Below are 13,685 nucleotides of genomic sequence, written 5' to 3' on the forward strand. Positions count from 1 at the left end.
AAGGCCTTCTATAGTTGATGTGACACGAATCAGCTGCGGTGACGCCATGGAAGACATTTTCGTCGTGAAGCGCTGCAACAAGATCATCATTCACGGTCGACGCGCCGAAGACAGCCAGCATGATCGAGCCGAAGCCTTGGGCTGGTTTCGCATCTGCGATACGCGCACAGGCGGCTTCATCGGTGATGGCTACGACGCCGAGGAGGACGCACGGCGCGAATGCAAGCGGCTCAATGCAGTCAGTTCGCCCATACCGGCCCGACAGTCTTCGGCCTGATGCTGATCAAATGCGGGTCTATACTGAAACCTGCTGAAGGAGCAGCGCCCCAATGGCAGAAAGCTCGCAACTCGCGGGCTTTTTGCTGCCGCTCAGCGGTTTCATAGAACGGAGGTGTTTCATGTCCGAAAAAGAGTCCATCACCACCCTCCTCACCCTGCTCGACGCCCGGCAAGCACGCCTCGCAGCGGCTTGCAAAGAGATCGCCGACTGGGTCGATCACCAAGGCGGACACCCGACCGCGCTGCGCATCCGTGATCGCCTGAACGATATCGAAAAGGACGCGCCGCTGATTCGCAACACGCTGTCGGCGCTCAAGCCAATCGATCGGCCACTGCCTCGATTCAAATAGCGCCAGCAGTCATTGTTTCGGGCCTTATCAGCGGTGGCACATGCCTCACAGGATTGTCGCCTGCCCGGTATTTACGGGCCTGCGGCGCTCGCGCTTACTTTTCACATCGCCATCACATCAGTACGCTTAAAGTGAAATCACTCCTTTAGTACATACCTCTCTCACCCGCCCGCATGCGGGTGTTTTTTTGTCTGCTGCAGTCACCGAACGGCACCGGCTGTGGGCTGTCATAAACTGTACATGTCACGAAGGAGACGGCTCATGGTTATCCACTTCAACGTCGACGGGCATCTGGCCTGCGGTCATAAAGGTAAACATCTCACTGCGAGTCGAGAACTCAATCGAGTGAAGTGCCGTAGTTGCCGTAACACCGATGCCTACAAACAGGCCAGAAAAGACCACCGCAATGCGGCTCGACGCACTGCACGCCAAGCAAAAGCCTCCCACGGCGCAGCAAACTGGCGTGCGGAATGGATTGAGCGTCTGACAGCGATAGCAGGACTCCAGCGATTGCCTCGCGGATTTGCCGGGCAGGCATTCGTTTAGAGCGGCATAAAAAAACGGACTGATAAATATCAGCCCGTTTTTTACGGTGGTTATATAGAAGAGCGTTTTTTTTGTTTTGGCCGCACGGCCAACCAATAGCCTTTGGCTTAACGGTAAGTAACCGAAAAACTTGCATAGCCGTTTGCGTTGCCCGGTGTGGGCGTAGCCCCCTCTGCGGTCTGGATATATCGCGCCTTAAGCGGCGCTACCCCGGCGCGATAGAAATCGGCGCCCAACAGGCCACCATATAAGGTCAGATCGAACGGCAAGCCGTAAGCCAGTGAGGCCTGTGCAAACGGGATGCTGTCGAACACATCACCGGGCGTAAAACTCTCCCCCTGCGTCAAGGTGCCCTTGATCCAGGTCAGATCACGTTGCGCGTAGGTGTTGCTGCGCTGCCAATCACGCTCGCCGTCCTGATCCTGACGGAACGAAGAGCTGGAACGAAAGCGCCATTCCCCCAGGTTAAAACCACCGTTGCCGTAGAGGTTGTATTGGTTGCTGTTGCCACGAGCGTCACTTTGCGTCTGCGCAGCCGAGAGCTGATAGTTGAGCATACCGGCAGTGATCCCGCGATCCCATTCCTGAGGAGCAACATAACCAGCGGCATCGCGGCGCAAGGCGATCTGCGGCACGCTGATGTCCAACGCCAAGCGGTTGGCATCGAAACTCACTGACGCGCCCTCAATCAGCGCAGCCAGATCGATGCAATCGCTCAGTGCTTTTCCAGGCGTTTGGAACGCGTCCAGTTTGACCCCAAGCTCGGTCAAGAAGCCGGCCGTCAGACACGCACTTGAGCGCTCTGCTCATCCTTGACGAAGGTGATGTCACGTCGGTCGAAAAAGCTCTGATTCAAGCGAACGACCACCGGATAGGTGCCCGGCCCAATGCTACCGCTGTTGGCGACGGCGTCCAGATCAAGGTTCGGACCAGCATGGGTGCCGCCAAATGACTGCATGAAGCTGGAGTCAAATTTCGCCGGCTCGTTAGCGTGCACCCACCCTGGCACCAACGCCGCCAGGATGGCGACGGACAACCGCAGCGGAGTAAAAGGCACAGACAGGCAGTCAAGATTCGGGGCATGGGTTCGCATGACAATACTCAATACGCTGCCGCCACGCGGCCGAGGCAGCGTGCAGAGACATTCGCAAGGAAAAGGACGAGAGCGTTATGGGGCGCTGGTCAGGGTCACTGTCTGAGGTGGGCTGTAACCGCCGTAATCGTTGATCGCAGAGAACATCACCTCCCCGCTGCGACCACTGAAACCCGGCAGCGGATAGCGCTGACTACTCATAGGGGCGACCATTTTCGGTTCGTTGACTTCGACGAAATGTGTACCCGCAACGACTTTCACACCGATAAACGAGACATGGAACGCCGAAGGGTTTTCAACCACCAGCACAGGCTTTCCCTGCTCTTGCGTGAGGCTCCAGCGCAGACGGTCAAGGGCGTCCAGCGGATTACCCTTGAGGTCGGCTGGTCGATAGAACAACTTGATCCGAGTACGCATAGCAATTTTCAGGGTGTTTTCGTCAGCGTTGCCGGCGACCGGAATTTCCTGGGCATTGAAATAGAACACCGATTCGCGATCCTTCGGCAGGTCGCCCGGGACCTTCTGAACCCTGACCATTTGCTCTTTGCGAGGGTCCAGACGAAACAGTGGCGGCGTCGCTACAAACGGTGTCGGCGTGGTGTTGTCGTCCGCTTCGGTGTTGATCCAGGTTTGCACCGCGTAAGGTTGCGATGTCGTGTTACTGACGCTGATGGAGGCATCACGCTTGTTGCCATCAAAGACGATTCGCGTGCCACCGAGCATCACACCGGCCTGGCTGATGCCACTGAGCAGCATGCTGCTTAACAAAAGGCTCGCTATCGCAGTCGTCTTGAAAGGGAAAACAAAATTTTGCATTTTGATCATCCTCTTGTCGCTACGACCGTCGCGGCCGTAGCGAGGGGAAGGACAGCCAGAGCGTAGCGCCACTGGCTGTGCATCGACGGAACCTACTGGTAGTCGACGGTAAACGCAGCTTTGGCATTGGCCGGACCCGAGGTCGCGACGCCGGTAGCGATGTAGTTGGCGGTGAAGCGCAGTGGCTGAGTCAAATCCAGATAAGGAGAAGACTCCAGCCCCAGTTGCAGGTCCTTGCCGGAGGCATCCTTGATCTGCACGGCAACGTTGGTAGCAACGCCAGCCTCCGGAACCAGACCGAGCCATTGCCCGCTCGCGCCAGCGTTACCGCTTAGGGACAGGAACCTGACCACAGCTTTTTTGCCAGCCACGTTGCAGCCAGGTGCCGTGGTGTCGATGGTCAGCGTAAAGGCCCACCGCCTGCCACTTGACCAGCCGAGGCCAGTGCCGTCGCCGGTACGCTACCGAGTCCCACATCCCCCGCACCGCCCGAACCGTTCAAGTCGTCGACCACAACCGGGCAAGTGTTATCAGTCACGCTGCCAATGAAGTTGATTTCACCATCAGCCGCCATTGCCGCCTGCGAGGCTGCACCGAGAACCAGAGCGAGAGTCAAACCTTTGAGGGCAAACTTTTTCATGATCACATCCAAATAATTGAGAAGTGTCTGCAAGCCTTCTCTCGGCCTTCAGACGGATCGACGGAGCCTGCCCGACGTCGGGTCAAGGGGTTTCGTCTGCGGCAATTATCGAGACACGGGGAGGATGCTGATGTAGGAGTTTTCCGTGCACCTGTAGGAATATTCCTAGCGGCGTCATCCCTCGTTTTTGCGAGGCGACTTCGGATGCGGAACTGTGCAGGAAGCAGGAAGCAGCGCAAGCTACCACTTGGACATATCGCCATGGCGATGAAGGATGATTACATCGGGGAACGGCTCAGAGCGAAAGTCATCACGAACTGGCACAGCGCGGAGCAGACTTCAAATTGCGGAGCGCAAACGATAAAGGCCTGCATGAGAAATCTCATGCAGGCCTTTGATATTCATGGTGCCCGAAGCCGGAATCGAACCGGCACGCCCTTACGAGCGGGGGATTTTAAGTCCCATGCGTCTACCAGTTTCGCCATTCGGGCGGTAGCGCGGTGTAGCTGATCTCTGCTCGTACAGCAGAGGGGGAAATATATACATCACTCCCCGGTGAAGCAAGTTCGCAAACACGAAATTCAAGACTAAATCTTGCCGCGGATTGCAAATAAAAAAGCTCCGTAAATCATGGATCTACGGAGCTTGTTTATAGTGGAGGCCGAGGTCGGAATCGAACCGGCGTAGGTGGATTTGCAATCCACGCTACAAAGCTAAGTAGATCAACAGGTTAGCACGCAATGTGTTCCGCAAGCTACTGATTTCTAAAGCCCTCTAGGTCACGTCCCATCAAGGGGGGCAAATATTGTTGCGGAACTCTTTTCACGCCCGACCAATCGCGAGACAGTCAGACCGCTAGCTCGGTTGATAGCAATCTACGTAGTGGCTTGAACCTCATTTTCATTTCTATTTTCTGACGGTGCACCTCTCCCCGACAGATGCGTTGCGAACGTATTGGGATGCTCGGCGAGATACTTCTGGATATCTAGGGCTGTCTTATAGGCACCATGGTCGGCCGCAAAAAAGGCGCCCGCCCATATCATCACGCTTAACACGATCAACCCTATGAAGAATCCAAAGGGGGGAATTTTGAGGGTCAGCGCGATCGAAATCACTCCCCCAGTCAGGAGAAGCAGAATGGCAAACGTCAGGCCTAACATTGCCCCAAATTTGTCAGCCTTTGTGATCTTGACCAGTGGGTGTGGCTCCTCTGGCTTGATCACCAGGAACCTAGCGACTCTCCGAATCTGCTCCCGATTCCAATAACCTAGACTGTCCAATTTGACCAGAGCTGCGATCTGCAAAGAACTGCCTCTGATGCCTGACACGATACGAAAAATCTCATGTTCCACGGAGTCATCCAGGTAACGCTTTACTTTGCTCTCAACCGGAATCCCGGAAGCCAGCTCCTTTAAAAGCTTGTACCGCTTTTCGATGAAGTGCTTGTCACGAAACTCCATTATCTGATTCATCATGGATATAGATTTGACAGTCACTGCCACCAGCACACCTATGGCGGCCGCAACTGCACCGTCACTGCTGAATAGCGCCAGAACCTGCTGGTACATACCCTCTTCCTCTCAAAATGCCAATAGGGCACTTTGCCATCACTGCTATTTGATTTCTAGCTACGTACCTCTTGATCGATACGATGATGGATTGGGTCTAGCCCTCCCCCAACACCCCAGCCAGACTGACTGATCTACTACAACCTCTTCGCTTTGTAGCAATTTCTAAGCAAGCCGTAATAGCTACCTGACAGGACACTGCCGGTGCTATGCGCCTTGGTCAAAGCTGTCTACCGGTTGCGCGGTACCGAATATCGCCTACGTAAACGCTTCGATTTCAATGCCTGATCAAAATGATGAGAGAGGTGATGTAAAAGGCCATCGGTACCTGCACGATGTGCCCACCTCAATCCAATACCTACTTTGCACCCAGCTCCTACCCCCCCCTTATAATTCGACATTCTTGCGAGAAAGCTGAAATTGGTCTTTAGTGATGGCATATGGCCTACTCTCGCACATGGAGGTTAAGAATGAGTCGGTTACTAATTTTGGTTATGATTCTCTTCTTGCAGGGCTGCACCATCTTCGAACCTCAATTAAAGGCAGTTAAAAATCTCTTTTTCAAGGAGCCCGTCACTTTCCCAAAGTTCGACAATTATTTGAAAGCTCGTAATAAGCCAGGGAAAGACGAAAGCACACTAATGACGGAAGCGACTAAAGACTTTTATGACGCAGTTAAATTCTGTAATGAAAAAATGGAAAACAGTCAGTATTACGGAAGACAAGCGGCTCAAAACAGGTTGGGACTTGGAAGTATAGGTGCGCTAGCTGGTGGAGTAATTGCTCCATCATTGGCTGCTGGGGGAGCAGCCAAATCAGCAATCGCTGGGTGGTCAGGTTTGTCAGGCGTTACTAACTCACTGATGATAGACTTCGATAAAAGCCCTTTGAGCCACGAAGCATATTTCCAGGAACGTAGGGAAGTAGCGCGCGAACTAAAAGCCAATATTTTATCCGCAGCTAGAGCGGAAACAGCACAGGCGAAAGTAGATGCAAGCATCACTCTTGCCTCAATGTGTGAGGCCGCTGGTGTCACTGGCGCTGCACAAGAAGCACCTGTAGACACAATAAAATATCCCAAAGCGCCAGCTGATATTGCGAAGTCGAAGACTGAAGTAGCGAAGGCTGCAGAACTAGCCGCCAAAGAAGCAGATGAAGAGTTAAAGCAAGCGATAATAAAGCTCGACGCAGCCAACTTAGCTGCGGCAAATGCTAAGAATGCGGCAGCAGCAGAAGCTGCAGAGCAGGCAAAAGCAGCATTGGATGCCTCAAAGGTGGCAGCGAAGAAGGCAGCCGACGCAGCAAAACTAGTCCAGTAGGTAGTGTCAATCCTGAGGCAGTACGAGATAACTAGTTTCAATTAGTAAATCCTTATTCGAATTTAAAAATTTTGGCACGACAGTGCCTCGCACACCCCGATTGTGTTGGAGTATTTCGGTCGTTAATCCCCAACCCTCCATATTTATTGGAGATCAGCCCATATCACCTCTGCATGCACAAATGCATGATTGGCATTAAATGGCATAGATTGGCGTACGGTTTGCCCCTTTTTTGCCCCATCGGCACGCCTTCAGCCGATGCACAGCTCTTTCACGCCACCTTCCCCTCTGATCAAGCTTGGCAATAGCACCTGGGGCCCATCAATTCCCATCGCACTCCCTAGCCATGACTTTGCGAACATTTTCGCGAACCATTTCTCAAAGCAGGTCTGATACAGTTGTTCCCGTTAAATTCTTTGACAGGGAGTCAATCATGGCAAAGCCAGCTGCACGCATCACCGACCCAACCAGTTGCCCCATACCCGGGCACGGTCCCAAAGCTATCGCGTCCGGCTCTCCTGATGTGTTCTTCGAAGGTCTTGCAGCCGCCCGCAAAGATGACACGTGTACCTGCGGCAGCGCGCTAGCCTCGGAAGTGTCCGGCACCGTGTTTATCAACGGAAAAAATGCCGCATTAGTCGGCACTGTCGGCACCCATGGCGATGTCGTGATAGGCGGTTCGGGCACAGTCATCATCGGCAGCGTGCATACTCCCACCCACTTTATTCCGCCCACGCCCATGGTCATCCACGGAAACTGGATCGGCTTTAAAATTCCTGCGGAAGAAAGCTATGAAGGATTTTCCTGCACAGCTCACTTTGACGACGGCTCCTCCATGCCCGGCGTCTTCGACGCGAACAACTCAGTCAAATTCTCCAACCCCACTGGAAAGACATGCCATACCTTGGCATTTGCCCAAGACGAGAGCACCTGCACAGTCGCAGGTATCGACGGACTACTGAACGACATTTTGGGATAAGGATATTCTCGTGAGCGAACCGAACTTGGTAACCGGAAGTTATGTTGTCAAAAGCGAACATACGCTCGAGCGGTCTCCGCTTGAGATGGCGGTTGCAGGCATGGAGGGGGCGGCGAGTCGTTTTTCCATCGATGCCATAAAGGACGAACGCGTCCGTGCGAGCTACGAGGGCAATATTCGACGAATGTCACAGCAGATACTCGCTGACGTGAGAGCCGGCAATATCAGCGTCGAAGACGCGACAAAGTTCAGCAACGAGATGCGCAACAAAATCATGTACGAACACCGCAAGTTTACCTCTGCACAGGGCTTGGCCATCGCGCAAAAAAAGAAAAAGACTGGAAAAACATACAGCGAAATCCTTGACGGAAAGTCTCAAACCCAGTTCAACAAAAATTACGAACAACTTTCTAAGGCTCAACAGAAAGAAGTCTTGTACAAAGCACTAGAGCGGTCTGGCAGTGCCAATGCCAAGTTCTCTGCTGGAACCAAAATCATGTCTGTTATGGGCAAGGTAGGCATAATCATGACTGCGGTGCTTGCCACATACCAAATACTGAACGCAGACGACAAGGCCAAGGAAACGGCCCGTCAAGCCACCATCCTCGGTGGAGGTGCGGCTGGTGGGTTTCTGGCGGGCTTGGGCATATCCGCTCTTTGTGGTCCTGGAGCTCCGGCCTGTGCCATAGCCGTTGTTCTCATTGGAAGCATCGCCGGCGGCATCGCTGGCGGGGTCGCGGCTGATACGTTCGACGCAGAGCTAGAGGAGCTGGCACATTGGGACATATTCTGACTCCTGCGGAACGAGCAAGTATCCAGATCGCGCTGGCAGAAACCTTCGTAGACAGCGCTGTCGACTATGCCTCTATCGCAGAACGAATCCAGGGCTACGACCCAAAGGTCGTTGAAGACATCTTGTATTCAGAGGTAGCTCCTGTGTGTTTCAGCAATTTAGAAGCACCCGTCCCTCCTGTTTGGAGTGGGTTTCAGGATGAATGGTTACTAGAAGAAATAGCCAAAGAACTTAAAGCGCGAGAAGACAGTTGGCTACGACGTAGCTTCGACCGGTTAAAAATTAGTTGGCTGCGCTTCAGCTACGGTTACATCTGGAAGGAGCTTTTGAGGTTTCATCACGCCTAGCAATTAGTGCGTCCATACGAATCCCCTCAACCGGCACAGTGATCAGCAGATAGGGATTCGAACCCCTTCTTACATCAGTCCGTACCGCTTAAGGCCGGATAATACGGCGTTTTCTTCCTCAGTTCATGGCGCCTTGCGGTCTAAGACGGCCTTGAATTTTTCCTAATTTTGCCCTAACCCCCTTCAACTCTACCTTTGCTATGCTTATTGAAATCAGTCAAGCAGAAAGCGTCAGCTCAATTTCCCAACTGAAATACCCCACTACATCGCACTGCTGATTAACTATCATGAAGCACAACTTCAAGGCAGCCACGCCGGGGTTCAGATACGTGCATTCCCAATAATAATCATCGGCTTGATGGTTTCCTGGCTCGACCGGTTTTTCAGGGTTGGGCGCCGGTACGTTGAGGCCACTGCTGAACTGCAGTTTTGGAGGCGAAAGCACTTGGGATTCTCCCACGGTTATATCGTAAAAAACCACACTATGCTCGGCGATCAGGCTGACCGTCCTGCCACGAATATGCAAAATGTTCTCATTGCTCGCATTCAGCGAGTACTTACTGTCATTTTTAACTAATTTTTCGACGTTCATCCCACTAACAAAAAATACAAAACCATCGCTAATGGACGTCGGCCTTTCGGGATCCTTGCTAGGCGTTGGATACTTTTCGAACAACGATTCAGCATCAACGACCAATAGCACATTGTTGGTCGTAGCGACATTGGATGCAGTCGATTGGATCGATTCGGAAGTCATCATGGATTCCTTTCATGATGTTGGCACAAGACAGCGGCCGATTCAGTTCATACAAGACTTCCTGTTCCTGACGAAACGGCAACGAATGGAAAAAGCCCCTTGGCGTCAAGGGGCCTGCCTGAGTCAGTTGCTAATGGTTATGAACGGATCCCATGAGCAGCAGCCAACGATTTTGCAGTCGCGATCAACAATCAGGAAATGGAAGTGATAAGTAACGCTGCCGGTCTTCAGCGTTTCTGAGGACCAGTAATGGTTAGCAACTTTCTGACAACTTGGCACCGACGGGTTATCCGGATTGGGAACAGCAACGCAAGCTTCAGCTTCCCGAGGGGTGGGTGTGGAGATCAAGTTATTGCCTTGGTTGGCGATGAATTTGTAGAAAATTACCGCGGTCTCGAAGCTCTGCGATAGGCTGGTTTCACGCCAACGAACTAGGTCGCCAACCCGGGCTTTCAAGTTGAGTTCACCACCCGCCTGTCCATTGATTACGTTGTCACGATTGGTCACCATGTACACATGATTGACGTCGATCATTGTTGGCGAAGCGGGATTTTTGCTGATGTTCGGGTAGTTTTTCAGAATGGTTTCAGTGTCGATAGATACCAGCACATCCGTGACTCGAGACATAGTAAAGCTCCTTGTTCATAAGTGATTGTCCGGCAACTTCTCGGCATGACAACGCTTGCTGCCTTACGGCCGTTGCTGAAACACTGCAGGCGGAACCCATCCTGCACAAGGCTCGAACTAGCCTCGCTCTCTGCCAAGTCGGGTTCCTTCCGACTGACCGCGAATTGAACTATAGATACGATTTATAGGCTGTCAAAATTGCTTTACTGTTCGCTAGACGAACGGTCGATCCGATTATGAGTTACGCTGATTTGGCGATAAGAAACTCCCGCTTCATTCCTCGATTGCGCAGGAGTACTCCGGTTGTTAAGCCCCAACCCCTTGTATCTATTGAGGTCCAGTGCATACCCCCACTGCATGCACAAACGCATGATTGGCATGGATATGCCTACGATACTCTCCATTTTTGCAACACCCTCACCACTCTTATCTCCCTGGTTCACGGTCCCGATAAGAAATCCTAAAGATAGGCAAACCTAATCCCTCTGACACGCATCAATCGGCCAAAAGCGGACCACCAGTCTAGCTGTGCTTTCGCCGATAGTAGCCCTCCGGAGTAAGGTCGCTTGCCTTCGAAACGAGCATTCATGATGAAAGCTACACCTGGCAAAAGCGCATCGACATGTGCAACCAAAATTTTATCTAAAGACCTAAATTGAGGGGTGGAGTATGCCGCAGCAAAGAGATATCGTCTGATATCTCAGTTTTGTTTGGCTCAAGGAAGAACGCAATGGCACACCTCGCAATTCAGCAAGTCATTGATCGAGTCGATAACGCACGAAGCGAGTCAGATTTTGAGTATTTCTTTTCCTTGCTGCTCGCGGGTGAAGCTCTCTTCAAACTAATTACATTAGGTATGGTGGCTGCGCTTGGAGATGACAGTGAGAGAAATCGCTACCGGCTAGAGCATAAGTTAGTGCGTGCTGACGGTTTAGGCGACTGGGGGAGGGTCTTGGAGGACGCGCTAACCGGGCCTGCGTCGCAATATCTTATAGCAGATGCTCGAGGTGAGCAAAGTGAGCTTACAAAGCATTGTGTCTCTAGTGATTGGCAGTACAAAGCAGTAATAAGCCTTAAGGCATCTCTTGATGCGCTTGGTATTGACTGTGAAGAGGTTCCAGTAAAGAGCGATCTGAAACGATGGTTTCGTCTTTTCGTAACAATGCGAAATAAGACCCGAGGTCATGGGGCGACATCTGCCTCGAGAGCAAGTTTAGGCGCTGGCGAGCTACATAGAAGCATAGAACTAATTTACAAGAATATCTCCCTTCTGAATCGCCCTTGGGCTGATATAAATCGAAACTATTCTGGCAAATATCGAGTCTCAATGATTTCCGGCGATGGCGAGCCGTTTAGCTGTCTACGGTCTCAAAGTACTCATAGCTATGCGAACGGCATATATGTATACCTTGGCGGTTTTAAAAAAGTTAATCTCGTAGTGGCTGCACCCGAGCTAAGAGATTTTTTCTTTGCCAATGGAGGAGTCGGTGGGAAAAGTTATGAACTAATATCATACCTGTCGGACGATAAAATAGAAGGCGATCTTTCTCAATATTTAACGCCGCCCGGTATACTGCCGTCAAGTGAGACGGAGGGGCAAGGAGAATTAACAGTAAAAGGCAATTGCCTTTCTAATGTGCCGGACATAATCGATGATTACGTTTCTCGCCCGGCATTAGAAAATGAGTTAAAAGCTTTACTGCGAGACGATCGGCGGCCGATTATTACACTGGTCGGGCGAGGAGGAATAGGGAAGACATCACTTTCCATTAAAGTAATTCAAGAGATTTATACCGAGTCGCAATATCAGGCAGTTATCTGGTTAAGTGCTCGAGATGTAGATTTACAATTCGCCGGGCCAAAGCCAGTTAAACCGGCTGTGATTTCTATAGAGGACATGGGCAGACTTTACTCAACCCTAGTACTTTCAGATTCCGATAGAAAAGCCAAGGGTTTCAATACCCGAGCTTTTTTTGAAGGCCAGCTTGAGAGAAATGATGTTGGCGCCTGTTTGTATGTATTCGATAATTTTGAAACTACGCAGAATCCGGTAGATGTATTTAATTGGATCGACACATATATTCGCAGTCCAAATAAGGCGTTGATTACAACAAGACTTCGTGACTTCAAGGGAGATTACCCGCTCGAAGTCAGCGGCATGGAGGAAGAAGAGGCCTTAAGTCTCATCGATAAAACTGTGAGGTCGCTTGGTATAGCTGACGCCATCACCCCCGCCTATGTTGATCAGCTAATAAAGCACTCGGAAGGTCATCCATATATTATAAAAATATTGCTGGGTGAGTTCAGGAGGACAGGCCGCGCAGCTAATATTGAAAAATTGCTTGCAGGCAACGACGAGCTATTAACTGCTCTGTTCGAAAGGACCTATGCTTCACTTACACCATGCGCGCAACGTGCCCTCTTAACTTTGTCCGCTTGGAACTCCTCTGTACCACGCATAGCACTTGAAGCTGTGCTGATGCGCTCTACTGCGGAGAGGCGTGAAATCGAAAATGGAGTGCAGGCGATTATTGATTTCTCGCTTGCAGAACTACATAAAGCACCATCAGATGACCAGGACTTCATTAAGCTACCGCTTGTTGCTACAGTCTTTGCGCATAGGAAGTTTAGTGTAAGTCCGCTTCGCGCGTCCATTCAAAGTGACGTTGAGGTTTTGCAAATGCTCGGTCCGAGCCGAAGTGATGACGTTCATTTGGGGCTTGCTCACAAGCTGGAAAAATTGATAAGCAACGTTGCTCGTCGCGTAGAGGCAGGAGAGAGCTGGGATGACTACTACCCTATAATAGAGATGATTTGCAGAGCATATAGCGCTGGATGGATGATTCTGGCTCGCTTACATCTTCAGTCCGAGCGAAAGGAAGATGTCGGAAGGGCCAAACAGGAGTTAACTCGATATCTCGAAAGTCAGCCGGATGAAGAGAGTGCTGCAGAAGCGTGGCGTATGTTGGGGAGCGCCTGTTATAAAACAGGAGATAAGCTTGGAGAAGTTCACGCGTTTATTGAGAGAGCTCAGATAAGCTCCGTCCCATTTTATGATGTTTCCAGTACTGCTAACTTGCTAAATGTACTTTTGCGCGACCAGGCGGTCATGGATAGAGAGGAAAGAAGGCTTCACGCTCAAAGCCTACTCCGAGTTATGGAGGGTAGAAAGCAAGAGGCTAGCGCTAATGACTTCTCAAGAATGGCGTGGCTGGCATTGCGCACTGATCAAGAACTCAAGGCTAGCGAATTGGTTAAGGAAGGTTTGCAACTCGACCCAGATAACGTTCACTGTCTGAGCCTCGCCGCAAAATTAAATGGCTCAAGCTGAAGCGCCGTCACTGATTGTTGGGCATTAATGTTAATTGCCCAGCAACCTGTTTCTGGCAAATAGCTAATCCGGTGCGGGTGACCGTTTTTGGCCGTTAGCCGTCTTTCGCGAAGGACAGCGATGGGCATTCACTACCGATTACGGGTGCTAAGGGGATCAGAAAACACAGTGCAAATGACGATTCAAGTCAATCTAGGTTTCAAAGGATCGGATGGGCGACTCCAACCTGCCGCATTGAGC

Annotated in this window: 15 protein-coding genes, 1 tRNA gene and 1 pseudogene; 8 read left to right on the forward strand and 9 right to left on the reverse strand. The window is 51.4% G+C overall.

The features are described from left to right. Positions 1 to 46: 46 nt before the first annotated feature. The 3 genes from ACIOWA_RS03590 to ACIOWA_RS03600 all read left to right on the forward strand — a co-directional run bounded on the left by ACIOWA_RS03590 (position 47) and on the right by ACIOWA_RS03600 (position 1,175). Positions 47 to 277, forward strand: coding sequence for a hypothetical protein (locus ACIOWA_RS03590; RefSeq protein WP_339507901.1), 231 nt, complete (start codon positions 47 to 49; stop codon positions 275 to 277). Between the two features lie 121 nt (positions 278 to 398). Next, positions 399 to 629, forward strand: coding sequence for a hypothetical protein (locus ACIOWA_RS03595; RefSeq protein ID WP_221729737.1), 231 nt, complete (start codon positions 399 to 401; stop codon positions 627 to 629). A 261-nt stretch (positions 630 to 890) separates the two neighbouring features. Continuing rightward, on the forward strand, positions 891 to 1,175 hold the full coding sequence (locus ACIOWA_RS03600; protein WP_221729736.1) for a hypothetical protein: 285 nt from the start codon (positions 891 to 893) through the stop codon (positions 1,173 to 1,175). A gap of 107 nt (positions 1,176 to 1,282) precedes the next feature. On the opposite strand, the gene ACIOWA_RS03605 is transcribed toward ACIOWA_RS03600, so the two are convergent. The 7 genes and pseudogenes from ACIOWA_RS03605 to ACIOWA_RS03635 all read right to left on the reverse strand — a co-directional run bounded on the left by ACIOWA_RS03605 (position 1,283) and on the right by ACIOWA_RS03635 (position 5,292). Further along, on the reverse strand, positions 1,283 to 1,732 hold the full coding sequence (locus tag ACIOWA_RS03605) for a fimbria/pilus outer membrane usher protein (protein ID WP_401158395.1): 450 nt from the start codon (positions 1,730 to 1,732) through the stop codon (positions 1,283 to 1,285). Between the two features lie 39 nt (positions 1,733 to 1,771). Further along, positions 1,772 to 2,268 (reverse strand): annotated as a pseudogene (locus tag ACIOWA_RS03610) (FimD/PapC N-terminal domain-containing protein); the annotation flags it as partial. 75 nt (positions 2,269 to 2,343) lie between these two features. Continuing rightward, complete coding sequence (locus tag ACIOWA_RS03615; RefSeq protein WP_401158236.1) at positions 2,344 to 3,084, reverse strand: molecular chaperone; 741 nt, start codon at positions 3,082 to 3,084, stop codon at positions 2,344 to 2,346. A 92-nt stretch (positions 3,085 to 3,176) separates the two neighbouring features. Beyond that, positions 3,177 to 3,455 (reverse strand): fimbrial protein, encoded by a 279-nt coding sequence (locus ACIOWA_RS03620; RefSeq protein WP_401158238.1) that lies wholly within the window; start codon positions 3,453 to 3,455, stop codon positions 3,177 to 3,179. Positions 3,456 to 3,484: 29 nt separating this feature from the next. Next, the gene (locus tag ACIOWA_RS03625) at positions 3,485 to 3,724 is read right to left on the reverse strand and encodes a fimbrial protein (protein WP_401158240.1); all 240 of its coding nucleotides are present in this window, start codon (positions 3,722 to 3,724) and stop codon (positions 3,485 to 3,487) included. Positions 3,725 to 4,128: 404 nt separating this feature from the next. Beyond that, positions 4,129 to 4,215 (reverse strand) — tRNA-Leu (locus ACIOWA_RS03630). 384 nt (positions 4,216 to 4,599) lie between these two features. Further along, the gene (locus ACIOWA_RS03635; protein WP_401158242.1) at positions 4,600 to 5,292 is read right to left on the reverse strand and encodes a hypothetical protein; all 693 of its coding nucleotides are present in this window, start codon (positions 5,290 to 5,292) and stop codon (positions 4,600 to 4,602) included. A gap of 470 nt (positions 5,293 to 5,762) precedes the next feature. Between ACIOWA_RS03635 and ACIOWA_RS03640 the strand changes: the two genes are divergently transcribed. The 4 genes from ACIOWA_RS03640 to ACIOWA_RS03655 all read left to right on the forward strand — a co-directional run bounded on the left by ACIOWA_RS03640 (position 5,763) and on the right by ACIOWA_RS03655 (position 8,730). Then, the gene (locus tag ACIOWA_RS03640; RefSeq protein ID WP_401158244.1) at positions 5,763 to 6,611 is read left to right on the forward strand and encodes a hypothetical protein; all 849 of its coding nucleotides are present in this window, start codon (positions 5,763 to 5,765) and stop codon (positions 6,609 to 6,611) included. A 433-nt stretch (positions 6,612 to 7,044) separates the two neighbouring features. Continuing rightward, on the forward strand, positions 7,045 to 7,590 hold the full coding sequence (locus ACIOWA_RS03645; RefSeq protein ID WP_401158246.1) for a PAAR domain-containing protein: 546 nt from the start codon (positions 7,045 to 7,047) through the stop codon (positions 7,588 to 7,590). A gap of 10 nt (positions 7,591 to 7,600) precedes the next feature. Then, positions 7,601 to 8,383 (forward strand): hypothetical protein, encoded by a 783-nt coding sequence (locus tag ACIOWA_RS03650; protein WP_401158248.1) that lies wholly within the window; start codon positions 7,601 to 7,603, stop codon positions 8,381 to 8,383. Next, positions 8,368 to 8,730 (forward strand): hypothetical protein, encoded by a 363-nt coding sequence (locus tag ACIOWA_RS03655; RefSeq protein ID WP_401158250.1) that lies wholly within the window; start codon positions 8,368 to 8,370, stop codon positions 8,728 to 8,730. The genes ACIOWA_RS03650 and ACIOWA_RS03655 overlap by 16 nt, the downstream gene beginning before the upstream one ends. Before the next feature lie 217 nt (positions 8,731 to 8,947). Here the strand turns inward: ACIOWA_RS03655 and ACIOWA_RS03660 are convergent, their stop codons facing one another. Together ACIOWA_RS03660 and ACIOWA_RS03665 are read right to left on the reverse strand one after the other, a co-directional pair. After that, positions 8,948 to 9,487 carry an AidA/PixA family protein gene (locus ACIOWA_RS03660; protein ID WP_401158252.1) on the reverse strand — a complete coding sequence of 180 codons (540 nt, stop codon included), beginning with the start codon at positions 9,485 to 9,487 and terminating at the stop codon, positions 8,948 to 8,950. Positions 9,488 to 9,610: 123 nt separating this feature from the next. After that, positions 9,611 to 10,114: an inclusion body family protein gene (locus ACIOWA_RS03665; protein ID WP_401158254.1), complete on the reverse strand. Its 504-nt coding sequence runs from the start codon at positions 10,112 to 10,114 to the stop codon at positions 9,611 to 9,613. 730 nt (positions 10,115 to 10,844) lie between these two features. On the opposite strand from ACIOWA_RS03665, the gene ACIOWA_RS03670 reads away from it, so the two are divergent. Beyond that, complete coding sequence (locus tag ACIOWA_RS03670; RefSeq protein WP_401158256.1) at positions 10,845 to 13,445, forward strand: NB-ARC domain-containing protein; 2,601 nt, start codon at positions 10,845 to 10,847, stop codon at positions 13,443 to 13,445. Positions 13,446 to 13,685: the final 240 nt, after the last annotated feature.

This window comes from Pseudomonas sp. NPDC087614 (genome assembly GCF_044743485.1).
Lineage (GTDB): Bacteria > Pseudomonadota > Gammaproteobacteria > Pseudomonadales > Pseudomonadaceae > Aquipseudomonas > Aquipseudomonas baetica_A.